The sequence below is a fragment of the Paractinoplanes hotanensis genome (assembly GCF_023717965.1).
GTDB classification, from domain to species: domain Bacteria; phylum Actinomycetota; class Actinomycetes; order Mycobacteriales; family Micromonosporaceae; genus Actinoplanes; species Actinoplanes polyasparticus.
Genome location: NZ_JAMQOL010000001.1, coordinates 40,872 through 66,491, shown reverse-complemented (window position 1 = coordinate 66,491; position 25,620 = coordinate 40,872). Strand labels below are relative to the sequence as shown.

The window sequence follows — 25,620 nt, the reverse complement described above, 5'->3', positions numbered from 1 at the left end:
TCAGGCGGCGGAGTCGGGGGAGTTCAGGGTGAGCGTGGTCCAGGCGCCCACGTGGACGCGGTCGCCGCTGGTCAGCGAGCGGGATTCGCCCGCCGTCAGCGGCTGCTGGTCGTCGTTGATGTAGGTGCCGTTGGTCGAGCCGAGGTCGGAGACCAGCCACACGCCGTCGACGCTCAGGGTGAGCAGGGCGTGGGAGTGCGAGACGCCCGGGTCGTCCTCGGCCAGGTCGATCTCGGGGTGGGTGCCCTTGGAGTTGCTCTTGCGGCCGATCCGCACCTGCGGCGGGGGGAGCGGGACGGTGCGCGAGGCCGGCGACGCGGGGAACGCGATGCCGTCGATCGCGTTCTCGGCGAAGTAGACCGGGTCGGGCGCGATCGTGACCGTCCAGCCCGCGACGGGGCCGGCCGGGGCCGCGACCGGTGTCACGAGGGCGGGGACGCGGCCGGTGTCGTGGTCGAAGCCGCAGTCCTCGCAGAAGCGGGCCGTACCCGAGCGGGGTGTGCCGCAGTTCGGGCAGGGCGGGCTGGCCGTGGGCAGGTCGATGGTGCCGCTGTCGGCGAGCGGCGCGGCGGCGGAGATCTTCGCGCCGCAGGTGTCGCAGAAGTCGCTCTCCTCCGAGGCGTGGCCCTTGGGGCAGGCGTACGTGATCACTGGCCGCGCCCCACCCGCACGGTCTTCGTCGAGCGGGTGTCGAGCGCCATCTCGTCGGCCGCCGCCACCTTGCGCCGCAGCCGCACGGTGCCGGTCGCCGCGTCCTCGATGTCGACCACCGTTGCCAGCAGCTCGGACGTCGCCTTGTTGCCGCTCTCGTGGGCCAGCTGCGCCGCCCGCCCGAACTTGATCGTGGCCGTGTGGTCGTCGCCGGCCTTGCGGGCCTCGATGCCGGCCTGGATCGTGTCGGCCAGCTCGGCCTGCCCGGTGTAGTGGGCCACCTGGCGGTTGATCCGGGTCGACAGGGCCGCGTCGTCCGTCCACACGGCGCGCACCAGCGCCTGCGTGTGCACGGTGTCACCCTCGACGACGGAGATCCGGGCGGCCAGCATCTCGTCGCCGGCGGCGCCCGGTGGCACGTCCACGCAGACGTGGTAGTCACGGCTCTCGGCGCCCCACGCGCCCAGCGGATAGCGCCCGGCCCGCGCGCCGTCGGCCACCCGCTTGCCGGTCAGGTCGGCCACCTGCGGCTCGACCTGCTTCACGAAGCGCACGGTGGCGTTCACCGGCGTCCACACCTTCAGCTGCACGTCGGCCGCCGTCTTGCCCATCGCGGCCGTCATCATCTGCTCGAAGGCGGCCGTGAGGTCGGCCGGCCGGGCGACGATGTCGACCGTGCCCAGCATGGCGTCGGCGATCTTGCGGAGCTCCGACACCTTCCAGTTCGTGCCGACGCCACGGGAGTCGACGGTGAACTTGCCGGCGATGCTGTCGAGCACGCTCTGCAGGTAGCCCTCGCGCTCGCCGTTGTCGCCGTCGGTGAGCATGATGGCGTGCGCGATGTCGCCCGGCCGCTGGGCGAACAGCTGGGCCGCGAGCAGCAGCCAGGCGCCCATCGCGGTGCCGCCGCTGGCGTGCAGCCGGTCGATGGCCCAGGTCGCCTCGGACCGGGTCTGCGCCGACGCCACGGCCAGCTGGCCCGGCGCCGGGAACAGCTGCTGGGCGGTGCCCACCCCGGCGATGAGGGCGAAGTGGACGCCGTCGTCGAGGCACGCGACGGCTGCCTTGGCCGCCTGCCGGGCGGCGGCGATGCGGCCCTCCGCCTGCATCGAGCCCGAGGCGTCCACGATGATGATCTCGGTGGCGCCGGACGTGCGCAGCCCGCCCGTGCCGCCCGACGAGGTGACCGTGACGATCGCGTTGACCTCGGTCGCCCCCAGGGCGAGGAACTCGTTCTGGAAGGCCTCGGCGGAATAGGTCATCCCAGCTCCTTAGGAAGCGGCGGCCGGTGATACGGGTATCAGAGCCACAGTGATGTTGTCGGCGCCGCCGGCGGTGTTCGCGTAGTCGGCCAGCCACCGGGCGGCAGAGATCAGCGTGCCCTGTTCGCGCAACCCCTCGCGCACGGCCGCGGCGAAGGCGGCCGCGTCGGTCAGGTAGTTCCACAACCCGTCACTGCACAGCACCAGGTGCCCGGGGTCCCCGACCACGAACTCGCCCGTACGCGGGGTGATCTTGCCGGCGTCGGCGCCGAGCCACGCCGTGATCGCATGGGCCTTGGGATCGCGCATGGCCTGTTCGGGGTCGGCGCCCAGGGCGATCACGTGGGTGGCCCACGAGTCGTCCTCGGTGAGCTGCTCGGCCGGGCCGACGTCGGGCACCCAGTAGGCGCGGCTGTCGCCGATCCAGCCGACGGTCACCGCGTCACCGCGGACGGTGGCCGCGACGATCGTGCACGCCGGGTTGGAGGCCTGCCGCCGCGGGTCGCCCGAGGCGGCCAGCTCGGCCACCGCGACCTGGGCGGCCTGGATGGCCGCGGAGACGTCGCCCGAGCCCAGCAACTCGCCCGCCGCCTGGACGGCGGTCAGCGAGGCCACGTCGGGGTCGAAGGAGGACGAGACGCCGTCGCTGACGACGACGTCGACCTCGGCGCCGCGGGTCGTGAGCCACATCGCGTCCTCGTTGCGATGGTGCCGCAGCCCGCGGTCGGTCACGGAAGCGGCGACCTCGCCGCAGTCGGTTTCGAGATGATCGCGTTCCCGCCCGGCCAGCATCCCGCAATGCTCGCAGTACCCGTCGTCGCCCACTCCGCCGGGTGTCCCGCAATGAGGGCAGGCGGGCTCGGGCGCCAGGGACTGCCCGCAAACCTCGCAGAAGGCTGCTCCGGCGGTGCGCTCATCGGCGCACGAGGCGCAGTCGGTCATCGTCATCGGGCCTCGCTCTTAAAAACGATCATGTACGCGTCCGGGGGCGGGAAGCGTTCGCCAGGTCTACCAGGCGGATCTTCTCGTCGCCGTGCGCCGCGCGGGCCATCTCGCGGTACGCGCCCTCGAGCGCGAACCTGATGTCGCGTTCCCGGACGTTGCCGTTGCGGTCGGGCCCCAGCACCGCAGCGGGCAGCGTAGCCTTGCCGGCCACGTTTCGCAGCGCCTGTTCGAGCAGCTCCGCGCGCAGAGCGGCCAATTGTGCCGCCTCCACCTCGAGCCGCTCGATGAGCGCGGCCGCCGTGGCCAGGGCGTCGACGTCGGGCGCCGCCGAGGGGTGTGCCCGCACCAGCGCCCGCACCGCCCCCACCTGCGAGCTGCGGTAGGCCGACGACGTGCCGGGCACCCGGTTGTACGCCTCGACGGCCCCGCTGCGGTCGCCGGCGCCCAGGCGGCACCGGGCCAGCCCGGCCGCCGCGACCGTGTACGACGGATCGGTGCGGCTCACCACGTCGTAGTAGCCGGCGGCCGCGGGGTCCCCGGCCAGCTCGAGCGTGAGCCCCAGCGCCAGCTGCGGCGCCAGTTCGCCGGGCAGCGCCGAGTAGACGGCGTCGAACCGCTGCCGCGCCTCGGAGAACGAACCCTCGGCGAGTGACAGCAACCCGTCGTACCAGGCCACCCGCCAATCGCCGCCGTAGGTGACCGTCATCCGGCCGCACTCCTGCCGCGCGCCCGCGAACGACCCGTTCCGCACGCCGAGGTCGATCAGCGCCCGCAGCCCGCGCAGCGCCACCTCGAGCGTCTCGGCCGGCGCCGAGCGCAGCAGCGTCAGCACCTCGGCCGGGTCGGTCACGGTGACCGAGGCCAGGAACGCCGCCGCCGGGTCGGTCAGATCGATCAGGGGAGTCGGCAGATCCTGCCAGCGCGGGGTTTCGGAGCGCAGGTCGGTGCGCAGCTCCCCGGTGAACAGCCGGGACGCCGCCGGCTGGGGCGTGCCGTCGGCCGCGAGCACCTGGCGCAGCACGCCCATCATCTGCTCGGCCATCTCGGCGCTGTCGACGAACCGCTCGCCCGGGTTCGTCGCCGTGGCCCGCCGCAGCAGCCGGTAGAACGACTCGAACCGCTGGTAGACCTCGAACTCGGCGGGGTCGGGCAGGGCGTCGGCGAACGTCGTCTGGTAGCCCCGGAAGTCGGTGGTGAGCACGGCCAGCGTACGGCCGATGGTGTAGAGGTCCGAGGCGATCGACGGGCCGAGCGTGGCCATCTCGGGCGCCTGGAAGCCCACCGTGCCGTAGAGGGCGGCGTCGTGGTCGTCGATGTGCACCACGCCGCCGAGGTCGATGAGCTTCATCTGGTCGCCGGCCTGGATCACGTTGTCCGGCTTGAAGTCGCAGTAGATCAGGCCCCGGTCGTGCAGGTAGCCGAACGCGGGCATGATCTCGAGCACGTACGCCAGGGCCTGGTCGACCGGCAGTGGGTCGTGCCGGCCGCCGTTGGCGGTGCGGCGCTCCTTGAGGATGCCCTTGAGCGACTCGCCGCCGACGTACTCCATGACGATGTAGCCGGCGCCGTCGTGCTCGACGAAGTTGTAGATCTTGACGATGTTGGGGTGCTCGACCTCGGCCAGGAAGCGACGCTCCGCCACCGCCGCCGCCAGCGCGTCCTCGTCGCCCGAGTTGAGCAGGCCCTTGAGCACCACCCAGCGGTCCGAGACGTTCTTGTCGACGGCCAGATGGATCCAGCCCAGGCCGCCGTGCGCGAGCGCGCCGACCACCTCGTACTGGCCGCCGACGAGGTCGCCCTTGACGAGCTTGGGCGTGAAGTTGAACGGGTCGCCGCAGCTGGGGCAGAAGCCCGACGTACGCCCGGGCCGGTCACCGCGGGTGCGGCCGACCGCGTTGCCGCACTTGGCGCAGTACCGCTTGGACTCGGGCACCTCGGCAGTGGCCATGACGGCCGTCGCCGGGTCGGCCTGGGTGATCGGCGCGATGTCGACCAGGCCGCCGCCGAACCGGCGCCGCGATCCGGTGCGGGTGCTGCCCGTGTGGGCCGATCCCGACGTACGGGTGGAGACCGCGGACGTCCGGACCGAAGGACTCGTCGCCTCCCGCGGGGCCGGCACCTTGGCCAGGCGGGGCGCCAGCCCGCAGGTGTCGCAGTACCCGTCCTCGATGGTTCCCGGGCAGTTGCGTTCGCACTTCATCGGCTGTTCCTCGCGATCGTGGCGGTGAGCGCGTCCTGATAGGCGTTGACGGCCCGGCGGGCCGCGGTCAGCTCGCACGGCGCGACGTACAGCGCCTCACGCGCGGCCGTCGCCAGCGGGCTCAGGTCGATGTGTTCGGCCAGCCCGTGCCGCGAGGCCTTGGCCTGGTAGGCGTCGAGACGCCCGCGCAGCTCGTTGCGGGTGGCGAGCAGGCCCGCGTTGCGGGCGGCGCCCTCGCGCAGGACGGCCAGCCGTTCGCGGGCGCGCCGGGTCCACTCGGCCAGCCGGGAACTGATCAGCGGCCAGTGTCCGGCCGCGGCCAGCGCGTCGACCGCGACCAGGTCGGGACGCAGGGAGCCGAGCGGCACGGGCGTGATCTCGTGGGACGGGAAGCGGTCGGCGGCCTTCTCGGCGGCGGCGTTCGCCTCCTCGGTGGCCGCGTCGAGCTCGGCCGCCAGCTTGTGGGCGTCGGCCAGCCGCTGGGTCAGCGCCTCGCGCAGCTCGCCGACCGAGGTGCGCTCGGCGTCGGCCCGCTGGATCAGGGTGCGTACGGCGGCCAGGTCGCGCTCCTCGACGCCCAGCGGATCGGTGGCGAGCACCGCCGTGAACCGGCCGAGCCGCCGGTCGGCCTCGTCGACCGCGGCGGTGCTGCCGCCCGACTCGCGCGTCAACCGCCGTACGGTCTCGAGGGAGCTCGCCGCCTCGGCCGCCGCCGGCAGGAGCCTGTCCCACGCCTCGCCGGCCCGGGTCGCGACGCCGACCGCGGTGGCGAACGCGGCCTCCATCGCCGACAGCAGCTGAGCCGGCGTGCACGTCGTGTGCACCTGGCCCGGGCCGAGCAGCCCGCGCTGGGCCAGCGGCACCACCTTGGTCGACAGGGTGACCGACGAGCCGAGCACCTCGTGCGCGAACTTCGTGCGGTCGCTGTCGCTGGGCCGGCGCTTGTCCCGCATCGCCGCGGCGCGCGCGATCACCTCGGTGAGCAGCCGGTAGCCCTCCCACAACTCGTCGAGCGACTCCGTCGCGTCGGCCCACAGAGTCGCCGTGCGCCCGGTCAGCGCCGAGCGGTCGAGCTCCTTGCGGGCCGGGTTGTCGTCGAGCTCGACCAGGTTGGCCGAGATCGCCGACATCGCGGTCTCCAGGCGCAGCAGCTCGGCCTCGGCCTGCCGGGTCATCGGTACTGGGCCTTCGGCGGCGTGGGCGCCGGACCGAAGTCGCCGAGCCACTTGTCGTACGTTCTCTTCCAGGTGCCGTTCGCGCGGTTGCGCTCGAGCACGGCGTTGACGAAGCGCGTGAACTCGGGGTGCTTCTTGTCCATCGCGATCGCGTACGGCTCCTGGGTGAAACGTTCACCGATGACCTTGGCGTACGGGTCCTGGGCGGCCATCCCGGCCAGGATGGTGTCGTCGGTCGAGATGCCCTCGACCTCGTTGCGCTGGAACGCCACCAGGCAGTCGCCGAACGCGGGCTTGGCCACGGCCACCGGTTTGGCCTCGACCTTGCCGATGTTCTCGAACGACGTGGAACCCGCGGCCGAGCAGACCTTCTTGCCGCCGAGGTCGTTGATGCTTTTCGCCTTCGAGGCCTTGGCGACGAGCACCTTCTGCCCGGCTTCGTAGTAGATGCTGGAGAAGTTGACGTCCGCCCAGCGCTCGCAGTTCGCGGTCATGGTGTCCGCCACGATGTCCACACTGCCGTCGGCGGCGGAGCTGACGCGCTTGTCGTACCCGATGACCTTGATCTGGATCTTGTCGGGGTCGCCGAAGATGGCCTCGGCGATCTGCCGGCCCATGTCGACGTCGAAGCCCTCGATCTCGCCCGAGAACGGGTTGCGCGAGCTGAACAGCAGCGTGTCCTGACTGGTGCCCAGCACCAGCCGGCCGCGCTCCTGAATAGTGGCCATGTAACTGCCCGCGGGCATCTCGCCGGGCGGCGGCAGCGATCCGGCCGGGCGCAGGCTCGCGCGCGGGTTGCAGGCCGGCGGGGCCGGCTTGTCGCCGCCGGGGGCGGGGGTGGTGGCGACGGCCCGCGGACGGTCGGGCGTCACGGGCAGGGGAGAGGTGTCGCCGGAGCAGCCGGCCAGGGCGGCGGTGGCGGCGAGCACGGTGACGACCAGTGCGGCACGGACGCGCATCAGCGGTACTCCTCCAGTCGCGTGCGGAGCCCGACGAAGGCGAGGACGCAGGCGGCCAGGGCCAGCAGCGGGCCGCCCACGGTGAGCAGGCCCAGGCCGTCGCCGGCGGCGCTGATCTCCTGGGTGAAGAACTCCTTGCGGTTCTCGAGGGCCCGCTCGAGCTCGGTGCGAACCTCTTCGAACGTCCTGGTCGTCTCGGGGCCGACAGCCAGCTTGACCGCGCCCTCGTAGTCGCCGCTGTCGTCGAGCGCGCGGACGTCGCTGTGGGCGGTGACGTAACGCTCGAATCCCTCCGCGGCCCGGGTCATGGTGCGGCCCAGGGCCGGGTCGAGCTCGCCGTACCCGTTGACCATCGGGCCCCCGGGACGGCGGAGTCGCTCGGCGACAGCGTCGAAGTCCTGCTCGTACGGGCCGGAGCCGGCCCGCGCGGCCAGGGTGAGCGCCTCGTCGCCGCGCGCCTGCAGGGCGAGCAGACGGCTCTCGGCGATCGAGGCCACCGGGCCCGAGCCCTGGTTGGCCGCGCGGTCGAGCCGGGTCTGCTGGCTGACCAGGATCGCGAGGGTGCCGATCGTGAGCACGAGCGTCACGGCCGTCGCGCCCAGCAACGGCAGGTTGAAAGTGCGTTGCGTACGGCGGCTCAGATAGCGCTGGGTGAGGGCCAGCGCGATGACCAGGCCGCCCAGCGACAGCACCAGCAGCGTCATCCAGCCCAGCGCGCCGGCTTTGCCGTAGCCGTCCTCGACCTCTTGCTGGGCCCCCTCGAACAGCTCGCGGGCCTGCGGCTGCAACGTGTCGCGGTTGAGGCGGGACGCCTCGGACAGGTAGGACGAGCCGATCGGCAGTCCCTGGCGGTTGTTGGCGCGGGCCGTGGCCACCAGAGCCGAGTACTCGGACACACCGGCCGACAGCGTGCGTACGGCGGTGGCCGCGCGGCCGTCCTCGGGCGTGCGCCGGGCCGCGGAGGTGAGCGCGGTGGTCGCCCGGGCCAGGTCGTCGTCGTAGCGGCGGGTCAGCGCGGCCGGCTCGAGGCCGCCGGCCAGGAAAGCCTGGGCGGCGGTGGTGTCGGCGTCGGCCAGGGCCGAATAGATCGTCTCGGCCTCGATCAGCAGTGGCTGGGCCCGGTCACCGAGGTCGTTCGTGCCGGCGCGGGCCGAGGAGCCCGCGACACCGGCCAGCAGGCCGCTGATCAGCCCGAGGCCGACCAGCAAGGCGATCAGCAGCTGCAAGCGCCCCGGCGAATGGTGTCTGAGTCCGCCGACGCGCCGAAGCACGCCGGGCCGGGTAGCCAGCGCTGTGCTCAAGCTTCCTCCCCGCTGTTGTGCGGCCTTCACTGTGCGCCATCACCGCAAGCGCCCGGCGTCATGAGACCGCCGGGCGCCCTATTAAAGATGATCAGCTCAGTTCGCGCTTCAGCAGCTTGCCCGTGGCGGTCATCGGCAGTGACTCGACGATGCTCACGACGCGCGGGTACTTGTAGGCGGCCATCTGCTCCTTGCCCCACTCGACCAGCTCGTCCCCGGTCACGGTGGCGCCCGGCTTGAGGATCACGAACGCCTTGACCTCCTCGCCGAGGCTCGGGTGGGGAACGCCGATCACGGCCGCCAGCGAGACCGCCTCGTGGGTGATCAGCACCTCTTCGATCTCACGCGGGTACACGTTGAAACCGCCGCGGATGATCATGTCTTTGGCCCGGTCGACGATGTAGTAGTAACCGTCCTTGTCGCGCCGGCCCAGGTCGCCGCTGCGGAACCAGCCGTCCCGCATGACCTCGGCCGTGGCTTCGGGCCGGTTGTAGTAGCCGCGCATGATGTTGTGCCCGCGGATCGCGATCTCGCCGATCTCGTCGGCGCTCTCGACCGTGTTCCATTCGGGGTCGATCAGCTTCACCTCGACACCCCAGATGGGCACGCCGATCGAGCCCGGCCGCGGCTCGGCGCCCGGCTTGCTGAACGTGGCCACGGGCGACGTCTCCGACAGGCCGTACCCCTCGAGAATGGTCACCCCGAGGCGCTCCCGGACCTCTTTGATGATCTCGACGGGCAGGCTGGAGCCGCCGGACACGGCCACCCGCATGGTGGCGGCGATGCGCTCGACGTCGACGCCCTCGGTGAGCGCGTTGAGCAGCCCCCAGTACATGGTCGGGACGCCGGCGAAGAAGGTGACGTCCTCGGTCTCGAGCAGCTTGACCGCGGCCGCCGCGTCGAAGCGGGGGAGCAGCACCAGGGTGGCGGCGGTGGCGAACCCCGCGTTCATGTTCACCGTCGAGCCGAACGAGTGGAACAGCGGCAGCACCAGCAGGTGGGTGTCGCTGGCGGGCGGGCTGCCGAACAGCCGGTTGCAGGTGAGGGCGTTCAGCAGCAGGTTCGAGTGCGACAGTTCGGCGCCCTTGGCCTGCCCGGTCGTGCCGCTGGTGTAGAGGATGACCGCCGGGTCGGTCTCGGGCAGCAGCACCGCCTCGAAGACGGGCGATCGGCCGGCCAGCCCCGAACCGAGCGTCTCGGCCCCCTCGATCGGCGACGGCGCCGCCGGATCGGCCGTGATCAGCAGGAACGTCTCGCACTCGTCGACCTGGTTGAAGCCGGCGAAACCCTCGGCGCCCATCGGCAGTTCCGGCGTGCCCTGGAAGCAGAGGTAGGCCGACGCCTGCGAGTCGCGCAGGTGGTAGGCGATCTCGCGCCCCTTGAGCAGCACGTTCAGCGGCACGACGACCGCGCCGGCCTTGAGGATGCCGTAGTAGACGATCGGGAAGTACGGCAGGTTGGGGCAGGAGAGCGCGACCTTGTCGCCGGGCCGGATGCCCCGCTCGACCAGCAGATTGGCCACCTGATTGGCGGCCGCGTCGACCTGGGCGTAGGTCAGGCGCCGGTCACCGAGGACGACCGCTGCCCGTTCCGGATAGTTGCGGGCGCTGTCCTCGAGCAGAATCGAGAGGTTGAGCATGCGGTCGGTCCCCTTCACGGTGCTGATGTGACTGCCGTCTCATCCCACCATTACTCGCCAACCTGAGAAACCCTCCGTTGCGGTCTTGTTTCATCGCGTCCCCATCGCCGGGAAGCACCGTCATGGTTCTCATCGCCCGAGGAACAGCCGCCACGGTGACGTCCGGCGATGCCGCCCGGTCCCGCCTGTTCGAGGCCATGGCGGCCATGGGGGCGGTGGTTGCGCGGCCGTTGCGGGGGCTCGACCGGCATCGGATGCTCGACGTGATGGTCCTCGTCACCCGCGAGGCCTGAACAGGGCACAATTACCCCAAAAGGGGGTGCTGTGGTGCGACGGCAGAGGGATACCCGGAGCGAAAACCTGCTCTACACGTTGACCGTGCGGTACGACCGATGGCGGCGGGAGCACGCTGGGCCGGCTTCCCGGCGCGAGCCCCGGGCCCGCGCGATTCTCTTCGGGGCCGGCAGCGCGGCGAGCACGCTGCTGCACAGCATGATCTTCGACCCGCGGAGCCGGTACGAGCCGGTCGGGGTGCTCGACGACGATCCCGCGCGACAGGGGGAGCGGCTGGCCGGCATCGCCGTCATCGGCAGCCGGGCCGACCTGGCGACGGCCGTCGAGCGCACCCGCGCCACCGCTGTCATCTTCACGATCGGCAACGCCGAGGGGTCGCTCGTCCGCGAGATCCGGGCCCTCGCCCTCGCCGCGGGAGCCCGGTTCCTGGTGGTGCCCGAGACCAGCGAACTGCTCGACCACGACCTCGGCGCGCCGGACATCCGCGACGTGCGGATCACCGACCTGGTCGGGCGGCACCGCATCGCCACCGACGCCACGGCCATCGCCGGGCGCGTGAGCGGGAAGCGGGTGCTCGTCACCGGCGCGGGCGGAGAGATCGGCTCCGAGCTGTGCCGGCAGATCCACCGGTTCGGACCCGCTGAGTTGATCATGCTGGACCACGACGAGAAGGCGCTCCAGGCGGTGCGGCTCAGTGTCGATCCGCGGGCCGAGGCGCACGACCCGTCGGTGGTGCTGGCTGACGTGCGCGATGCCGGCCGAGTGCGCGAGGTCTTCCGTGCGCGGGAACCCGAAGTTGTCTTCCACGCGGCCGCCCTGCAACATCAGCCACTGCTGGAACGCCACCCGGGCGAGGCCGTGAAGACGAACGTGCTGGGCACTGTGGCCGTCCTCGAGGCCGCCGAGGACGTGGCGCTCTTCGTGAACGTGTCCACCGCGAAGGCGGCCGACCCGGTGAGCGTGCTCGGCTACACCAAACGCATCGCCGAACGACTGACGGCGGGCTTCGCCGACGAAAGGACCGGCACTTTCGTCAGCGTCCGCTTCGGCAACGTGCTCGGCCGTCACGGTTCGGTGCTGGCCACGTTCGGCGCGCAGATCGCCGACGGCGGCCCCATCACGGTCACCCACCCCGAGGTCACCCGCTACCTGATGACGACGGAGGAGGCGGTCACCCTGGTCCTGCAGGCAGCGGCGGTGGGCACGAGCGGCGAGGCGCTGGTCCTGCAGCTGGGCGAGCCGGTGCGCATCGACGACGTCGCCCGCGACATGATCGAGCTGGCCGACGAGCCCGTCGACATCGTCTACACCGGCCTGCGCCCGGGCGAAAAGCTCGGTGAGACGCTCTTCGCCCCCGGCGAGGCAGACCGCCGGCCACACCACCCACTGATAGCCCACGTACCCGTGCCGCCCCTGGCCCGTTCCCACGTAAGCGATCCCGCCGCCCTGTCGGACATCCGGGCGCTCGCCGAGTTGTGCACCACGCCGTCACTCGAAAACCGAGCCGCCTGACCCGAGCCGCTAGACCCGCGCCGGGTGGTCCGGGCCGTCGGGCCCTTCGCGGGTGTCCGGGCCGGGTGTCTGGGCCGTATGGGCTGCGTCTTCGGGCCTGTGGCGCTTGACCCCGGCTGTCGGGCCTGCGCCGCCGTCAGCGTGGGCGGTGCGGTGTGCGGCTACTCGTGGAGCGCGCCGCCGGACCTGAGGTGCTTCAGCACCAGGGGGTCGATGTGGCCGGGCACGATGCGCATTTCCAGGTTCTCGATGCCGGCCCACGAGGCGAGCGACTCGTCGAGGTCGGGTCCGGCGTGGGCGGCCTCGACGAGCCGTTCCGCCACCTCGTCGGCGAGGGCTCCGGTCAGCGGCAGCAGTGTCGCGGGGTCGGGGAACTCGAAGTAGAGGCTGTGCATGGCGAGCAGCCGGGCCAGCTCGGCCACCGGGTCGGTGTGGTCGTCGACGCGCAGGTCGGCCCACACGTCGCTGGTGCCCCCGTAGCCGCGGCCCTTCGACACGACCAGCAGCGCCGCGCTCTGCCGGCCGCGCCGGTCGCCGCCGGCCAGGTCGCCCGCGGTGAGCGCCTCGAGCAGGCGGTAGGGCAGCGGCTGGGCGGCGTCCCCGCTCAGCCAGGCCGCCTCCATGTCGCCTACCACCGCCGGTCCGGCCAGCATGTTGCCCTGGATCGCGTAGTCGGCGCCGGCGGCGCCGCCGGCCCAGTCGTGGCACTCCTTGCCGGTGAACGTGGCGCCCGGTCCATCCGGGCCGATCAGGCCGACCTGGCGGTGCTCGATCGGCCCGGCATCGCCCGCGATGAGCGCCTTGACCGTCTCGGCCGCGGCCACGCCGGTGCCGAGCAGCGCGAGCGCCTGGGGACGGTAGGCCAGGTTCGCGTACGACTGGGTAGCGACCGCGCCGACATCGGCCAGCGCGGCCGGAACGGCCGCGCCGACGCCCAGGAACTTGCTGGCCACAGCCACTCCGAGGGCCCGGCCGTCGGCGGAGCGGGCCACGATCGAAAACGTCATGCCGCGACCCTATCCGCGGTGCTGGACCCGTCCTCCGCCGGCCGTTCGACCAGCCTGCCGTCAACCCCGCGTCCGTCCCCACACCTCCGGGCAGTCCTGCTGTGCCTGTCCACCGAACGATTCGGCGGCGACCCCGCCGACCTGCTCAGGTCGCGGTCGTGACGTCGTTCCCGGTCGTCCGGCACCGGCGAAGGCTCCGATGGCGACCCTGACGGCACGGTCGTAGGTCGCCATCCGGCTGTCCTTCCTGGCGTCCGGCTACCCGGCGAAGGATCCGGTGGTGACCTTGCCGGCCGGTTCGTAGGTCGCCATCGTCACGCCCTTGGCGGTCGTTCGGCTGTCGATCAGGCTCAGCGCGCCGGCAGGGGCGTCGTCGGCGAACATCCGTTTGCCGCTGCCCAGCACGATCGGGGCGATGACCAGGCGGAAGCGGTCGATCAGGCCGGCCCGCCACAGGGTCCGGATCAGATCGCCGCTGCCGTGCACCTGCAGCTCGGGCCCGTCGTGGCGCTTCAGCTCCGCCACTGCCTCGGCCGCGTCGCCGCGCAGCAGCACCGATCGCTGCCACGGCAGGTCCGGCGCTGCCGAGCGGGAGGCCACGTATTTGGTCGCGCTGTTCAGCGGCTCGGCGCCGGACTCGGCGGGGGCGGTCGGCCAATAGGCGGCGAGAATGTCGTACGTACGGCGTCCCAGCACCATGTCGAACGGCTTGCCCATCGTCTCGCCCATGAAGGCGCCGAGCTCGTCGTCGAAGAACGGCGGCAGCCATCCGCCGTGCTCGAAGCCGCCGCTGCCGTCCTCGTCCGGCGTGCCCGGCGCTTGCATCACCCCGTCGAGGCTGATCGAGCCGACCACGACCAGCTCCCTCACGACCGGGCCCCGAGCACCTCGTCGATCTGGCCCACGGCGAGGCGCAGACCTTCTTCCATGCCCATCTTCGCCATCTCCTGCAGCTGGTCGAGGCTGGTGAACCGGGAGAGCAGGGTCATGCGGGTCCGGTCGCCCTGTGCCTCGAAGGTGACCGTCCCGTGGGTCGGTTCCATCGTCGTGACCGGCTCGCCGGCCGCGTCGGCGAACCCGTCGTTGAACTCCAGGCGCTGCGGCGCGTCGACCAGCGTGAACTCGAAATAGCCGTGCGCCTTGGTGCCGTCCGGGCCGGTCATGTAGTAGGCCGAGCGGCCGCCGGGGCGGAACTCGTGCCGGTCGAAGGTGGCCGGCCAGGTCGGCGGGCCCCACCAGCGTTCGAGCTGACGCGGGTCCTCCCAGACCTGCCAGACCCGGGCCGGCGGGGCGTCGAACTCGGCGACGAGCGTGAAGGTCAGGGCCTCCTCGTCGCGGCGTACGTCGAGCACAGTCATGTCTCTCTCCTCAGGACGTCTTCGATGCCGCGGACCCGGTGCCGCCAGACCTGCTCCAGGTCGGCCAGCAGTCCGGCGGCCCGGCGCAGGGCGCCGACCTCGCCGTGCACGACCTGCTCCCGGCCGCGGCGTTCCTTGGTGACGAGCCCGGCCTGCTCCAGCACCGCCACGTGCTTCTGCACCGCGGCGAAGCTCATCGGGTAGAGCCGGGCCAGCGCCGAGACGGACTGGCCGTCGTGGATGACCCGGGCGAGGATGTCCCGCCGCGTGCCGTCCGCCAGCGCGTGGAACACGCGGTCGGCGCTGTCACCTACAACCATGTGGTTGTACGTTACGCCGATCTCAGGAGAAGCGGAAGCGGGTCTGGGAGAAAGGTTCGCCCTTGCCGAAGGCGAGGATCTTGGCCGGCGTCACCGCGAAGACCAGAGCGTCGTGCTCGCTGTCCTGCTGGAAGAGGCCGTCACCGACGGTGAAGTCCCAGCCGTGGCGGTCCTTCCAGAGGCCGGCCAGCTCGGTGAGGCGCGGCCCGTCGGTCACCCGGATCGCGACGCCCTCCACGACCACGTCGAGCCCCGCGTGCTGCTCGGCCGTGCCGGTGGTCAGGGCGACGTTCGGGTTGCCGTCGAGGTTCTTGCCCTTCTGCTCGCCGGCGCCGGTGCAGAAGTGCAGGGCCCCGTGCGCCCAGACGGCCGGGAGCGGCGTGACATGCGGGCGCCCGTCACCGCGTACGGTCGAAAGCCAGAAGATCTTCCCGTACGTCAGGACGTCGTCCACATCGGACCAGGGCCGGGCCGTGGCCTTCGGATCGCTGAAGCGCGCGTCAAGTTCGCCGACAGGTTCACTCATCTCACGGATGGTAGTGAAGAGTCGTGCTTCACCGCCCTACGGCGGGTCTCAGTACCGGTAGTGACGGGCGGCGGTCGGCTCGGCTGTCGTCGGCGTATCGGTCGACCAGCGGCTGCGGGCCGCGTTGGCCACCGAGCGGGTCCCGGTGCGGCGGCGCGAGGACGGCTTGGGCGCGATCTCGACACCCGGCTGCGGTTCCGGGTGCTCGGCCGACGACACCACGACCACGGACGCCTTGCCCTCCTGCAGCATGCGCATGGCGGCATCCCAGTCGCCGGGAATCAGTCCGACCACGTTGTAGCGACGGGCGGAGCAGTAATCGAGGCACCGGGCAGCGCTCGCGCTGTAGTTCTCCGGCCGCATGTAAATCACTGCGTCAACCACCGGGTTGATCCCTTCGCCTCTTATGTAGCTCGATGTCCCCGAGCGAGATCCACCTAATCGCGCCGGTCACCTTCTGCATATCCGCTGTTATGGATAAGTGACCGGACTGATCCACCCGCATCGACCGCGATCGGTCCCATCCCGTCACCCGACCGGCCAATTTCCCGGTTTGGTGTTGCTTTCAACTTTCCCGCCGTGAAGACTGCCCCATCCCATCGATGCACACCCTGCTCCTGACCGGAAGCCGACAGTCACCATTGCGGACCCATCTGCTGACGGCGCCGGCATGCTGTCCTCCGTGACTCCAAGCCCATTCCGGCCGTGGCGGGTGTTCCTCTCTCACACGTCCGACCTGGCCCCCTTTGTGGATGCCGCCGAGGACGCGATGACCCGGGCCGGTCACCTTCTCGTGGACATGCGGTACTTCCCCGGCCGAAGACTGCACCGCGGCAGTGGAGTCCGCAGGCGCACGCTACGGCTCACCGGTCCGCGACCGTCCCGAGGTGTCTTACCTGGAGCTCGAGGTCGTCACCGCCGGCGATTCCGGCCTCCCGCGATTGGCGTTTCTGCTCTGCGTTCCCGCTGAGCCCCGGCGGCGGTCCTTCCGGGAGGAGGTCACGAACAGTGGCCTCACCGCGGTGACGGTGAGTGATCTCTCCGGCCTGGAGACCGGGATCTACCCTGCTGTGATCGAAGGGGAACGCCGCCAAATCGCTCCGGTGTGGTCGGCCCAGGGGACTTCACCGTCGTCGTCGACCTTCGTCAGGTGCTGGTGACCCCGCGCGGGGCGTCCTTCAGCGGGAGGGGGCATCGCCGGTTCGGCGGACCAGAGGGTTTACCACCCGGAGTCCGTGGCGGGGCGCTTGCTGCGGTCGTGGGCAGGGCTACACGCGGGGGAGCAGGGTTTCGGCCACCTTCGTGGCGGTCGCCTTGTTCTCCGGCTCTTCGGCTCCGTGGGTGTAGACGTCGATCTGGACCGTCCCGGCCATCCGATGGAGGTGGCTGTTGAGCCAGTAGGCGTCGCCGAGCGGTTCGGCCTCGGCTACCGCTGTGTCGAAGCCGGCCTGGGTGGTGCGGGAGGGAAAGACCGCCAGCTGGCCGTCGGTCTGTTGCCACTGGCAGAAGCGGGCCGGGTCGCCGGGGGCGGCGTCGTCCTCGTCGATCTGGGTCACGTCGCGGCCGGTCAGGTCGGTGACTTCGGTGCGGTCGAGGAGCGTACAGGGGTCGGGGATGTCGCCCTCGCTCCTGACCGGGCCGAGACCGCTGCGGGCCGCGGTTGATGTGGCGGGGGCGGGGGTGCTGGTGGCCACCTGGCCGAGGAAGCCGCAACCGCCGGTCAGGACGACGGCCAGTACGGCGGCTGTCGCGGCCAGCCTGCGCTTCACCATGCCTCCTCGGGGTGTGGTTCGACCAGGTTCCAGGCCCCGGGCCGCGGCGTCGAGGGCGGCGGGGGCAACTTCAGCCGTACGAGGTGGATAAACACTTCGACAGGTGATCAGCGCGTGGGTTGTGATGGGTGGGTGGAGATCGGTAGCACGCTCGTGCGGGGACTGGTCGACGGGCGGTTTCCGCAGTGGGCGGGGCTGCCGTTGCGGCTCGTCGAACCGGCCGGCTCCGATCATGTGATCTACCGGCTCGGTGATGACCTGGCGGTGCGCGTGCCCCGGCACGACGGGGCGAGCGGCCAGGCCCGGCTGGAGGCGGAATGGCTGCCCCGGCTGGCGCCGCACCTGCCACTGGCCGTGCCGGTTCCGGTCGCGGTGGGAGAGCCGGCGCTCGGCTACCCGTGGTCGTGGGCCGTCACTCGCTGGCTCGCCGGTGACGTCGCCACCGTCGAGGCTGACTCGGAGACGGTCGCCGCGGTCCTGGGCGAGTTCCTTCGAAAGCCTTTGGTTGCCGGTGTTGCGGCCCGGTGACTCGTTGCACCACGGCGACCTGCGCCGCGACGATTGTCATCGGCCAACCGGATGGCCGCCTCCGCATCGTGGACTGGACGCACCTGTGGACCGCGCCCGGCTGGACGGACCTCATACGACTGGCCCCGGACGTCGCCGCCTGCGGCCACGACCCGGAGGCTGACCACTCACGCAGGTCGCCGTGGTGGGGTGAGCGTTCTGGGCGCGCCAGCGCCCTGCTCGCCGCGCCGCGGCCCTCGACGGGAGTTGCGGTCCGGACCACCCACCCCGCTACGACACCCTGATCTTGATTCTCGCGCTGTGAACGCCGGCGGGAAGCGATGAACCGACAGCCTGACCTTGACCTTCCGGTTTCCATGCCGGCCCGATCGGATGCATCGATCTGCCCCGGCCTGTCGCTTCTTGAACCCTCGGGCCCCATTGATGCGTACCCATCCGCGATAACTGTCGGCTGTGGGGGCTTGATAGTGAAAGGCCAGTCATGACTGGTATGCGCACAAGAATGACCGCCGCGGCGGTGGCCGTGGTCGGGGTGAGCGCGGCCGTGATCTTCGCGAACATCTCGTCGGCTGCCGTTCCGCCCGCGACCGGCGAACAGGTCGTGACCGAGACGATCGAGGTCTCGGGTGTGTTCGACGGGGAGAACCAGCGTTTCCTCGGCGGCGGCGCCCTCGGTGGCGGCGGGCAGGACGAGGGGCAGGATCCGCTCTTCGCGCTCGCTGCGGGCGCCACCCTGCAGAACGTCATTCTCGGCAGCCCGGCCGCCGACGGCGTTCACTGCGCGGGCAGTTGCACGCTCAGCAACGTGCACTGGGAGGACGTCGGCGAGGACGCGGCCACCTTCCGCGGCACGAACGCGACCGTCGTCATCTCGGGTGGCAGCGCCGCGGCGGCCGACGACAAGGTGTTCCAGGACAATCGGGGAGCCGGTGGGTCGGTGACGATCCGTGACTTCGAGGTGTCCGACTTCGGGAAGTTGTATCGGTCGTGCGGCAACTGTTCGACGCAAGCGGCCCGGACCGTGCGGATGGAGAACATCACCGCGAACACGCCCGGTGACACGCTGGCCGGCATCAACGTGAACCTGGGCGACCGGCTCACCATCGACGGCGTGCGGCTGGTCGGCGGCGAGATCGGGCTGTGCGACCTGTTCGAGGGCAATGACACGGGCGACGAGCCGACCAAGATCGGTGCGGGGCCGGACGGCACGAGCTGCGTGGCCACCGGCGTCGAGGAATCCTAGGCGGGATGCCCCGGATGGGTGATCACCAGCACCGGCTTCGATGACTGTTTGATCAGGTCGAGCGGCACGCTGCCCAGCAGCCGCTCGGCCACCTTCGGGCGGGTGCTCGAGCCGACCACGATGAGGTCGGCGTTGTGCTGCTTCGAGAAGTCGAGCACCGCCGGGACCGGGCGGCCGGACAGCACCGTCACGCTGGCCTCGACCCCGGCCTCGGCCAGGCGGCGGGCGAGGGAGGCGGCCGACGCGTACGCGTTGTCGGCGAAGACCTTGCGGGGCACGGCGGCCAGCCGTTCGAGCTCGACCTCGTCGGCGGCGACGACCGCGACCGTGGCTCCGGTCTGTTTGGCCAGGCCGATCACGGCGTCGGCGAGCCACGGCTGGTCGGCTTCGGGCTTGGCGGCGACGACGATGCGCATCACCTGACGTTACCGGCTGATCGCGACTCGTCGATAGTTCCGACTCGACAGAAGCCGCGTTGTGTACGAGCCTTGCCGTTATGGCGGACGTCACAACGCACGAGCAACCCGCGCTCAAGCGCGTCATGGGCCCGGGGCTGCTGCTGCTCTTCGTGGTCGGCGACATTCTCGGCACGGGGGTCTACGCGCTCACCGGCCGGGTCGCGGCGGAGGTCGGCGGTGCGGTGTGGCTGCCGTTCCTCTGCGCGTTCGTCGTCGCGCTGCTGACCGCGTTCAGCTACCTGGAACTGGTCACCAAGTACCCACGGGCGGCCGGTGCCGCGCTGTACACGCACAAGGCGTTCGGCATCCACTTCCTGACGTTCATCGTCACCTTCGCCGTGATGTGCTCCGGCCTGACCTCGGCCTCCAGCGCGTCCAAGGCGTTCGCGTCGAACTTCGACGAGGCGTTCGACCTGTCGCTGGGCGACGGCGTCGCGCTGACCGCCGTCGCGCTCGGCTTCATGCTGCTGATCGCCCTGGTCAACTTCCGTGGCGTCGGCGAGAGCGTGAAGCTCAACGTGCTGCTCACCTGCGTCGAGCTGACCGGTCTGCTGATCGTCATCTGCATCGGCGCCTGGGCGCTGGGCGGGGGCAACGGCGACCTGTCGCGGCTCACCGACTTCACCGCGGCCGAGGGCGAGTCGGCGTTCTTCTCGGTCACCGCGGCCACGGCGCTGGCGTTCTTCGCCATGGTCGGCTTCGAGGACTCGGTCAACATGGCCGAGGAGACGAAGGATCCCGTACGGATCTTCCCGAAGGTCATGCTGACCGGGCTCTGCATCACGGGTGTCATCTACGTGCTCGTCTCGATCTCGTCGGTGGCCCTGGTGTCGCCGGAGGAGCTCGGCGAGGGCGACGCGCCCCTGCTCAAGGTCGTCGAGGCGGGCGCGTCGGCCTTCCCGCTGTGGATCTTCGCGTTCATCACGATGTTCGCCGTGGCCAACTCCGCCCTGATCAACATGCTGATGGCGAGCCGGCTGCTGTACGGCATGGCCAACGAGCGCGTGCTGCCGCGCGTCCTGGGCAGGGTCCACCCCGGCCGCCGTACGCCGTGGGTCGGCATCGTCTTCACCACGCTGATCGCGTTCGGGCTGATCTGGTTCGCCGACCTGTCGGCGCTGGGCGGCACCACGTCGCTGCTGCTGCTCTGCGTGTTCACCGTGGTCAACATCGCCGTCCTGGTGCTGCGCCGCGACCCCGTCGACCACGACCACTTCAAGGCGCCGACGGTCATCCCGGTGATCGGCGCCGTCGCCTGCGCGTACCTGGCCAGCCCGCTCTCCGGCCGGGATGCCGGCGACTACCGCATCGCCGGCATCCTGCTCGTCATCGGCGTCGTCCTGTGGCTCGTCACCTGGCTCTACAACCGCAACGTCCGCCACGAGGAGACGACGATCGACCCCACCAACCTGCGCGAGTGAGGCGGGCGACGCTCGGCGCCAGGGCGTGCTTGAGAGCCACGTACACCATCTCGCGGATGAGCGGGGCCCGGCTGATGCGCGTGGCGTCCGGCTCGCACCAGACGAACGTGGGCCGCCACCCCGTCGTCGTAGCGGATCAGGGCCGGCAAGCGGGACCGTAGCATCGCCGCTGCCCCACCATGGCGTGCGCCTTACCGGTAGTGTCGGCGCGTGCCGAACGCGACGGGTGACAGCAACGGTTCCACAGTCGACACTTCGACCGCTCATCCGGCGCGCCGGTACAACTACTGGCTGGGCGGCAAGGACAACTTCGCCGCCGACCGCGAGTCGGCCGACGCGATCGAGGCGGTCTTCCCGCACATCCGCACGGCCGCGGTCGAGAATCGCCGCTTCCTGCAGCGCGTCGTCCGCGTGCTCACCCAGGAGCACGGCATCCGGCAGTTCCTCGATGTGGGCACCGGCCTGCCGACGGCCGACAACACCCATCAGGTCGCCCAGCGCATCGAGCCGTCCAGCCGGGTCGTCTACGTCGACAACGACCCGCTCGTGCTCACCCACGCCCGGGCGCTGCTCACCAGCGCCCCCGAGGGCCGCACGGCGTACATCTCAGCCGACCTGCGAGACCCGGAAAGCATCCTGGCCCACGCCGACCTGGTCGCCACCCTCGACCTGAGCCGGCCGGTCGCGGTGATGCTGATCGCGGTGCTGCACTTCGTGCACGACGACGACCAGGCGGACAAGGCGATCGCCACCCTCATGGGGGCGCTGCCGCCGGGCAGCTTCCTGGCCCTGACCCACGCCACGGCCGACTTCCTGCCGCCCGAAATCGCGGCCGCGCTCACCAGCGGCAAGGTGCGGGGCGCGAGCAGCTTCGAGGGCCGCTCGGGCGCGCAGGTCGCCCGCCTGCTCGACGGCAACGGCCTCGAACTGATCGAGCCCGGCCTCACCGTGGTCAGCCAGTGGCGTCCCGACCCGGACGTCACCCCGCCCCCGGCCGAGCACGTCTCCGTCTACGGCGCGGTCGCCCGCAAACTCTGATCCTGCTTCGACATGCGACTCGTCCGTCAGTTTCACGGGCTGACCGTCAGGCAGCGCCGCGTGTCCTCGAGAGTTATGTTGTGATCATGCCTGGCCACAGGATTCTGCCAGTTGGCCCGTGAGTCAATGTCGGGCATGGATGTGGAGAGCAGGCGCCCCACGCGGGCCTCGGCGGGGTTCTGGTTCTTCTCGGCGGCGCTCTACTCGGTGGCGGTCAGTATCGCGTTGCTGGTGCCGCCGGCCGGCCTGCTCCGGCAGGAGGGCGCCTGGGTCGTCGGGCTGCTCGCGGTTCCGGTCCTGCTGAGCGTTCTGCCGGTCGCGGCCCGGGCACAGCGCGTCCTGGTGTGGGGCAGTATCGCTCTGCTGGCCGGGTTCGTGCTCTTCAGCATCGCCTCGGTCGGCCTGGTCTATCTGCCCGCCCTGGTGATGCTGGTTGTGGCGGCGGTCCGGCAGGGCCGCTGACAGCGCCTGGAAGTGGGCCGGCGGGAAAGGGCGAGGGCCGCGTCCGGACGTGGACGCGGCCCCCTGGTGAGAGCGGGTGGCTAGCCCTTGACGCTGCCGGACATCAGGCCGCGCACGAAGTAGCGCTGCAGCAGCAGGAACACCGTCACCGGCACGATGATGGAGACGAAGGCGCCGGCCGAGAGCAGTTGCCAGGCCGTACCCCTCGTGCCGCTCAGGTTGGCCAGCTGCAGGGTGATCGGGGCGACCTCGTCACCACCGCCGGCGAACACCAGCGCGACCAGCAGATCGTTCCAGACCCAGAGGAACTGGAAGATGCCGAACGCGGCCAGCGCGGGGGTGAGCAGCGGCAGCATGACCTTGAAGAAGATCGCGACGTGGCCGGCGCCGTCGACCCGGGCGGCTTCGATCAAGCTGGCCGGGACCTCCCGCATGAAGTTGTGCAGCAGATAGATGGCCAGCGGGAGCGCGAAGGTGGAGTGCGACAGCCACAGCGTCCAGAACGTGCCGCTCAGATTCACGTTCACGAAGATCTCGAGCAGCGGGATCAGCGTGACCTGCAGGGGGACGATCTGCAGCGCGAAGACGACCAGGAACAGCACGTTGCGGCCCGGGAAGTTGATCCAGGCGAACGAGTACGCCGCCAGGGCCGCCAGCGACATCGGGATGAGCACCGACGGGATGCAGATGATCAGCGAGTTCACGAAGAAGGCGGCCAGGTTGACGCCGCCGTCCTCGCCGAAGACCCCGCGGTAGTTGTCCAGCGTGAGCGTCGGATTGCTGAAGAACGTCCACCAGCCGGTCGTCTTGATCGCCCGCTCCGGACGGAACGAGGAGACCAGCAGGCCGAAGGTGGGCAGGGTCCACAGAATGGCCAGGATGATCGCCGCGAGCGACGCCCACGGCGAGCTCAGGCGCTTCTTGGCGATCTGGGCGGCGGACTGCTTGCCGGCGGTGGGCGGCGGGGTCGTCGTCACCGGAGTGGCGGTGGTCATCGTGCCTCCGACTGACGCAGCGAGCGGATGTTGTACCAGACGATCGGGATGACCAGCAGGAACAGCAGCGTCGCGAGCGCGGCGCCCAGGCCCTGGTTGTCGGCGTTGAACGTCTGGCGGTAGAACTCGTTCGCCACGACGCTGGTGTTGAAGTTGCCGCCGGTCATCGTCCGCACGATGTCGAAGACCTTCAGCGTGCCGATGCCGATCGTGGTCAGCACCACGACGACGGTGGGCTGCACGCTCGGCAGCGTGATCTTGCGGAACATGCTCCACGCGTTCACGCCGTCGAGCCGGGCCGCCTCGATGATGTCGTCCGGGATGGCCTTGATGGCCGCGGACAGAATCGTCATGGCGAAGCCGGCCTGGATCCAGATCATCACGACGATGAGCAGGAGCGAGTTGAGCGGCGACTCGATGAGCAGCTGCACGGGCTCGCCGCCGAGCCAGACGATGAGCTGGTTGATCAGGCCGATCTGCTTCACGTTGCCCTGGTCGGGGCGGAACTCGTACATGAACTTCCAGATCACGCTCGCGGCCACGAACGAGATTGACATGGGCAGGAAGATCAGGGTCTTGGCGAACGACTCGAACCGCGACTTGTCGACCAGGATCGCGTAGACCAGGCCGATCGCGGTGGCCACGAACGGGGTGAGCACCACCCAGAACACCGTGTTCCGCAGCACGGTGAGCTGGTCGGGGTCGGTGAAGATCGTGCCGTAGTTGTCGAATCCGATGAACGCGTCGCCCGCGGCATCGAAGAACGACTGGTAGATGGTGCGGAGGCCGGGATAGATGAGGCCGACCGCCAGCAGCAGGATGACGGGCAGCAGGTAGAGGTAGGCGACCACCCGGTCGCCCTTCCTGCCGCCGAACCGGCCGGCGATGAAGAGGATGACACCCATGACAGCCGCGAACAGCAGAAGCGCCGCGAGCATCTGAAGGATTTTCTCGGGGGTGGTGGAGGCGGTGTTGAACACGCGACCCGGACCTCCTTTGTGCGCTGGAAAGGAGAGAGAGGTTCGGGGCCGGTCGGAAATGCTCCGACCGGCCCCGGCAATGCTGGGGAACTACTTCGGCCACGCCTTTTCGATGTTGTTCAGCGTGGTCGCCGTGTCCTGTCCGGTGATCCACTGCGTCGACTGCTTCCAGAACGCGTCCGAGCCCACGGCGGCCGGCATCTGGTCGGAGCCGTCGAAGCGGAACGTGGCGTTCGGGTCGAGCAGAATGGTGCCGGCGAGCTTGTCGATCGGGTTCGTCAGGTTGTTGGGGTCGAGGCCCTTGTTGGCGCTGACCCAGCCGGACGAGAGCTTCGCCTTGGTGTTGGCCCACACGTCCGAGGAGAGGTAGGTCTGGAAGGCCTGAACCTCGGGACGGTCGGCGAAGGCCACCACGAACTCACCGGCGCCGAGAACCGGCTTGGTGGTGGCGTCCTTGCCGGGCAGGTAGAACGCGAAGACGTCGCCGTCCTCGGCCACCTTGGTGCCCTTGGGGAAGTTGGCCGCGTAGAAGCTGGCCTGGCGGTGCAGCGAGCAGGTGCCGTCCAGGATCGGCAGACCCGCGTCCTGGAAGGTGGTGGTGGCGATGCTCTTGACGTCGCCCAGACCGCCGTTGACGTACTGGTCGTTCTTCAGGTAACCGCCGACGGCGTCGAGCGCGGCCGTCGCCTCGGGGCCGTTGAACGGGATCTCGTGGCTGACCCACTTGTCGTACGTCTCCGGGTCGCTGGTCCGGAGCATGAAGTCTTCCACCCAGTCGGTGACCGGCCAACCGGTCGCGTCACCACTGGCGATGCCGGCGCACCACGGCTTCTTCTTGTCCGCCACCATCTTGTCGGACAGAGCCTTCAGCTCGTCCAGCGTGGTCGGAACGGTGTAGCCCGAGTCCTTGAACTCGGAGGGCGAGTACCACACCAGCGACTTCACGCTGGCGCCCAGCGGGGCGCCGTAGAACTTGCCGTCGATCGTGGTGTAGGACTTCCAGGCCTTGTCCCAGTTCTTGTCCACGTTGGCGGCGGTGTCCGCCGGCGCGGCCACGGCCTTGCCGGTGCTCACCAGCTGCTTGACCAGACCCGGCTGGGGCACGATCGCGAGGTCCGGCGGGTTGCCGGCGCGGGCCCGCACCAGAATCTGCGTCTCGAACGACTTGTCGCCCTCGTACTTGATCGTGGCGCCGGTGCAATTCTCGAAGGGCTTGTACGACTCGATGTGCGGAGTGTCCTCCGGAGTCACAATGCCCGTGTAGATCGTGACCGTCTTGCCCTTGAGGTCGCCGAATTTGGTGTATGGCGCACAGTCGATTGCCGACGCCGAAGCGTCCGTGCTCGCGCTGTCGTCGTCGCTGCCGCCGCCGCAAGCTGCGAGGCCGAAGACCAGCCCCGCGCTCAGCGTGCCGGCGAGCGCGGCCCGAATGCGCGGGCTCGTAGGTTGACCGAACATACCGCTCCCTATGTCAAATCGCGCTTCCGACGTCCGGAGACGTCGCCGTCCGAAGCGCTACTTGGATCACAGTCAAGAGGTAACCGGCACGTTGCGCAATGATTTCCGCTTGATCG

General features: G+C 70.4%; 25 protein-coding genes and 1 pseudogene. 7 read left to right on the top strand and 19 right to left on the bottom strand.

All coding sequences use genetic code 11. The features are described from left to right. From LXN57_RS00290 to LXN57_RS00255, 8 genes are all read right to left on the bottom strand, one after another. Positions 1-651 carry a double zinc ribbon and FHA domain-containing protein gene (locus LXN57_RS00290; RefSeq protein WP_251796023.1) on the bottom strand — a complete coding sequence of 217 codons (651 nt, stop codon included), beginning with the start codon at positions 649-651 and terminating at the stop codon, positions 1-3. Next, positions 648-1,913 (bottom strand): vWA domain-containing protein, encoded by a 1,266-nt coding sequence (locus tag LXN57_RS00285; protein WP_251796022.1) that lies wholly within the window; start codon positions 1,911-1,913, stop codon positions 648-650. The genes LXN57_RS00290 and LXN57_RS00285 overlap by 4 nt, the downstream gene beginning before the upstream one ends. A 9-nt stretch (positions 1,914-1,922) precedes the next feature. Then, a complete protein-coding gene (locus LXN57_RS00280) occupies positions 1,923-2,861 on the bottom strand; it encodes a protein phosphatase 2C domain-containing protein (RefSeq protein ID WP_251796021.1) in 939 nt (312 codons plus the stop codon). A gap of 22 nt (positions 2,862-2,883) precedes the next feature. After that, a complete protein-coding gene (locus tag LXN57_RS00275; protein WP_251796020.1) occupies positions 2,884-5,058 on the bottom strand; it encodes a serine/threonine-protein kinase in 2,175 nt (724 codons plus the stop codon). Beyond that, positions 5,055-6,233 (bottom strand): hypothetical protein, encoded by a 1,179-nt coding sequence (locus LXN57_RS00270; RefSeq protein ID WP_251796019.1) that lies wholly within the window; start codon positions 6,231-6,233, stop codon positions 5,055-5,057. The genes LXN57_RS00275 and LXN57_RS00270 overlap by 4 nt, the downstream gene beginning before the upstream one ends. Then, the gene (locus LXN57_RS00265) at positions 6,230-7,192 is read right to left on the bottom strand and encodes a glutamate ABC transporter substrate-binding protein (protein WP_251796018.1); all 963 of its coding nucleotides are present in this window, start codon (positions 7,190-7,192) and stop codon (positions 6,230-6,232) included. Before LXN57_RS00265 ends, LXN57_RS00270 begins: the two co-directional genes overlap by 4 nt. Next, positions 7,192-8,418 carry a GlnX family signal transduction membrane protein gene (locus LXN57_RS00260; protein ID WP_251796017.1) on the bottom strand — a complete coding sequence of 409 codons (1,227 nt, stop codon included), beginning with the start codon at positions 8,416-8,418 and terminating at the stop codon, positions 7,192-7,194. Before LXN57_RS00260 ends, LXN57_RS00265 begins: the two co-directional genes overlap by 1 nt. Positions 8,419-8,584: 166 nt before the next feature. Then, complete coding sequence (locus LXN57_RS00255) at positions 8,585-10,132, bottom strand: long-chain-fatty-acid--CoA ligase (RefSeq protein WP_251796098.1); 1,548 nt, start codon at positions 10,130-10,132, stop codon at positions 8,585-8,587. 122 nt (positions 10,133-10,254) lie between these two features. Between LXN57_RS00255 and LXN57_RS00250 the strand changes: the two genes are divergently transcribed. Together LXN57_RS00250 and LXN57_RS00245 are read left to right on the top strand one after the other, a co-directional pair. After that, complete coding sequence (locus tag LXN57_RS00250) at positions 10,255-10,425, top strand: hypothetical protein (protein WP_251796016.1); 171 nt, start codon at positions 10,255-10,257, stop codon at positions 10,423-10,425. A 34-nt stretch (positions 10,426-10,459) separates the two neighbouring features. Then, positions 10,460-11,938, top strand: coding sequence for a polysaccharide biosynthesis protein (locus tag LXN57_RS00245; protein WP_251796015.1), 1,479 nt, complete (start codon positions 10,460-10,462; stop codon positions 11,936-11,938). Positions 11,939-12,099: 161 nt separating this feature from the next. Here LXN57_RS00245 and LXN57_RS00240 read toward each other — a convergent pair whose 3' ends face one another. The 7 genes from LXN57_RS00240 to LXN57_RS00210 all read right to left on the bottom strand — a co-directional run bounded on the left by LXN57_RS00240 (position 12,100) and on the right by LXN57_RS00210 (position 16,921). Beyond that, complete coding sequence (locus tag LXN57_RS00240) at positions 12,100-12,945, bottom strand: DUF1028 domain-containing protein (protein WP_251796014.1); 846 nt, start codon at positions 12,943-12,945, stop codon at positions 12,100-12,102. A gap of 258 nt (positions 12,946-13,203) precedes the next feature. After that, positions 13,204-13,815 carry a dihydrofolate reductase family protein gene (locus LXN57_RS00235; protein ID WP_251796013.1) on the bottom strand — a complete coding sequence of 204 codons (612 nt, stop codon included), beginning with the start codon at positions 13,813-13,815 and terminating at the stop codon, positions 13,204-13,206. Then, positions 13,812-14,303, bottom strand: coding sequence for an SRPBCC family protein (locus LXN57_RS00230; protein WP_251796012.1), 492 nt, complete (start codon positions 14,301-14,303; stop codon positions 13,812-13,814). Before LXN57_RS00230 ends, LXN57_RS00235 begins: the two co-directional genes overlap by 4 nt. Beyond that, positions 14,300-14,623 carry an ArsR/SmtB family transcription factor gene (locus LXN57_RS00225; RefSeq protein ID WP_221373798.1) on the bottom strand — a complete coding sequence of 108 codons (324 nt, stop codon included), beginning with the start codon at positions 14,621-14,623 and terminating at the stop codon, positions 14,300-14,302. Before LXN57_RS00225 ends, LXN57_RS00230 begins: the two co-directional genes overlap by 4 nt. A gap of 22 nt (positions 14,624-14,645) precedes the next feature. After that, entirely contained in the window at positions 14,646-15,149 is a 504-nt protein-coding gene (locus LXN57_RS00220; RefSeq protein WP_251796011.1) for a pyridoxamine 5'-phosphate oxidase family protein, read from the bottom strand. Positions 15,150-15,197: 48 nt separating this feature from the next. Next, entirely contained in the window at positions 15,198-15,533 is a 336-nt protein-coding gene (locus tag LXN57_RS00215) for a hypothetical protein (protein WP_251796010.1), read from the bottom strand. An 884-nt stretch (positions 15,534-16,417) separates the two neighbouring features. Then, on the bottom strand, positions 16,418-16,921 hold the full coding sequence (locus tag LXN57_RS00210; protein ID WP_251796009.1) for a DUF3558 family protein: 504 nt from the start codon (positions 16,919-16,921) through the stop codon (positions 16,418-16,420). Positions 16,922-17,008: 87 nt separating this feature from the next. On the opposite strand from LXN57_RS00210, the pseudogene LXN57_RS00205 reads away from it, so the two are divergent. Then, positions 17,009-17,413: pseudogene (locus LXN57_RS00205) on the top strand (phosphotransferase); the annotation flags it as partial. A gap of 526 nt (positions 17,414-17,939) precedes the next feature. After that, positions 17,940-18,692 carry a pectate lyase gene (locus tag LXN57_RS00200; protein WP_251796008.1) on the top strand — a complete coding sequence of 251 codons (753 nt, stop codon included), beginning with the start codon at positions 17,940-17,942 and terminating at the stop codon, positions 18,690-18,692. Here LXN57_RS00200 and LXN57_RS00195 read toward each other — a convergent pair. Beyond that, on the bottom strand, positions 18,689-19,108 hold the full coding sequence (locus tag LXN57_RS00195; protein WP_251796007.1) for a universal stress protein: 420 nt from the start codon (positions 19,106-19,108) through the stop codon (positions 18,689-18,691). The two genes, LXN57_RS00200 and LXN57_RS00195, sit on opposite strands and share 4 nt — an antisense overlap. Before the next feature lie 80 nt (positions 19,109-19,188). Between LXN57_RS00195 and LXN57_RS00190 the strand changes: the two genes are divergently transcribed. From LXN57_RS00190 to LXN57_RS00180, 3 genes are all read left to right on the top strand, one after another. Beyond that, positions 19,189-20,571 (top strand): APC family permease, encoded by a 1,383-nt coding sequence (locus tag LXN57_RS00190; protein ID WP_251796006.1) that lies wholly within the window; start codon positions 19,189-19,191, stop codon positions 20,569-20,571. 210 nt (positions 20,572-20,781) lie between these two features. Continuing rightward, positions 20,782-21,609: an SAM-dependent methyltransferase gene (locus LXN57_RS00185; protein ID WP_251796005.1), complete on the top strand. Its 828-nt coding sequence runs from the start codon at positions 20,782-20,784 to the stop codon at positions 21,607-21,609. 135 nt (positions 21,610-21,744) lie between these two features. Then, positions 21,745-22,071: a hypothetical protein gene (locus LXN57_RS00180; protein ID WP_251796004.1), complete on the top strand. Its 327-nt coding sequence runs from the start codon at positions 21,745-21,747 to the stop codon at positions 22,069-22,071. A gap of 80 nt (positions 22,072-22,151) precedes the next feature. Here the strand turns inward: LXN57_RS00180 and LXN57_RS00175 are convergent, their stop codons facing one another. From LXN57_RS00175 to LXN57_RS00165, 3 genes are all read right to left on the bottom strand, one after another. After that, positions 22,152-23,066: a carbohydrate ABC transporter permease gene (locus LXN57_RS00175; RefSeq protein ID WP_251796003.1), complete on the bottom strand. Its 915-nt coding sequence runs from the start codon at positions 23,064-23,066 to the stop codon at positions 22,152-22,154. Continuing rightward, on the bottom strand, positions 23,063-24,046 hold the full coding sequence (locus LXN57_RS00170; RefSeq protein WP_251796002.1) for a carbohydrate ABC transporter permease: 984 nt from the start codon (positions 24,044-24,046) through the stop codon (positions 23,063-23,065). Before LXN57_RS00170 ends, LXN57_RS00175 begins: the two co-directional genes overlap by 4 nt. 90 nt (positions 24,047-24,136) lie before the next feature. Next, entirely contained in the window at positions 24,137-25,504 is a 1,368-nt protein-coding gene (locus LXN57_RS00165) for an ABC transporter substrate-binding protein (protein ID WP_251796001.1), read from the bottom strand. Between the last annotated feature and the right edge of the window lie 116 nt (positions 25,505-25,620).

Coding starts and splice junctions, on each gene's coding strand:
- LXN57_RS00285 (WP_251796022.1), bottom strand. CDS start 1,913: ATGACCTATTCCGCCGAGGCCTTCCAGAACGAGTTCCTCGCCCTGGGG.
- LXN57_RS00280 (WP_251796021.1), bottom strand. CDS start 2,861: ATGACGATGACCGACTGCGCCTCGTGCGCCGATGAGCGCACCGCCGGA.
- LXN57_RS00275 (WP_251796020.1), bottom strand. CDS start 5,058: ATGAAGTGCGAACGCAACTGCCCGGGAACCATCGAGGACGGGTACTGC.
- LXN57_RS00270 (WP_251796019.1), bottom strand. CDS start 6,233: ATGACCCGGCAGGCCGAGGCCGAGCTGCTGCGCCTGGAGACCGCGATG.
- LXN57_RS00265 (WP_251796018.1), bottom strand. CDS start 7,192: ATGCGCGTCCGTGCCGCACTGGTCGTCACCGTGCTCGCCGCCACCGCC.
- LXN57_RS00255 (WP_251796098.1), bottom strand. CDS start 10,132: ATGCTCAACCTCTCGATTCTGCTCGAGGACAGCGCCCGCAACTATCCG.
- LXN57_RS00250 (WP_251796016.1), top strand. CDS start 10,255: ATGGTTCTCATCGCCCGAGGAACAGCCGCCACGGTGACGTCCGGCGAT.
- LXN57_RS00240 (WP_251796014.1), bottom strand. CDS start 12,945: ATGACGTTTTCGATCGTGGCCCGCTCCGCCGACGGCCGGGCCCTCGGA.
- LXN57_RS00230 (WP_251796012.1), bottom strand. CDS start 14,303: ATGACTGTGCTCGACGTACGCCGCGACGAGGAGGCCCTGACCTTCACG.
- LXN57_RS00225 (WP_221373798.1), bottom strand. CDS start 14,623: ATGGTTGTAGGTGACAGCGCCGACCGCGTGTTCCACGCGCTGGCGGAC.
- LXN57_RS00220 (WP_251796011.1), bottom strand. CDS start 15,149: ATGAGTGAACCTGTCGGCGAACTTGACGCGCGCTTCAGCGATCCGAAG.
- LXN57_RS00210 (WP_251796009.1), bottom strand. CDS start 16,921: ATGGTGAAGCGCAGGCTGGCCGCGACAGCCGCCGTACTGGCCGTCGTC.
- LXN57_RS00200 (WP_251796008.1), top strand. CDS start 17,940: ATGCGCACAAGAATGACCGCCGCGGCGGTGGCCGTGGTCGGGGTGAGC.
- LXN57_RS00195 (WP_251796007.1), bottom strand. CDS start 19,108: ATGCGCATCGTCGTCGCCGCCAAGCCCGAAGCCGACCAGCCGTGGCTC.
- LXN57_RS00190 (WP_251796006.1), top strand. CDS start 19,189: ATGGCGGACGTCACAACGCACGAGCAACCCGCGCTCAAGCGCGTCATG.
- LXN57_RS00180 (WP_251796004.1), top strand. CDS start 21,745: ATGGATGTGGAGAGCAGGCGCCCCACGCGGGCCTCGGCGGGGTTCTGG.
- LXN57_RS00175 (WP_251796003.1), bottom strand. CDS start 23,066: ATGACCACCGCCACTCCGGTGACGACGACCCCGCCGCCCACCGCCGGC.
- LXN57_RS00165 (WP_251796001.1), bottom strand. CDS start 25,504: ATGTTCGGTCAACCTACGAGCCCGCGCATTCGGGCCGCGCTCGCCGGC.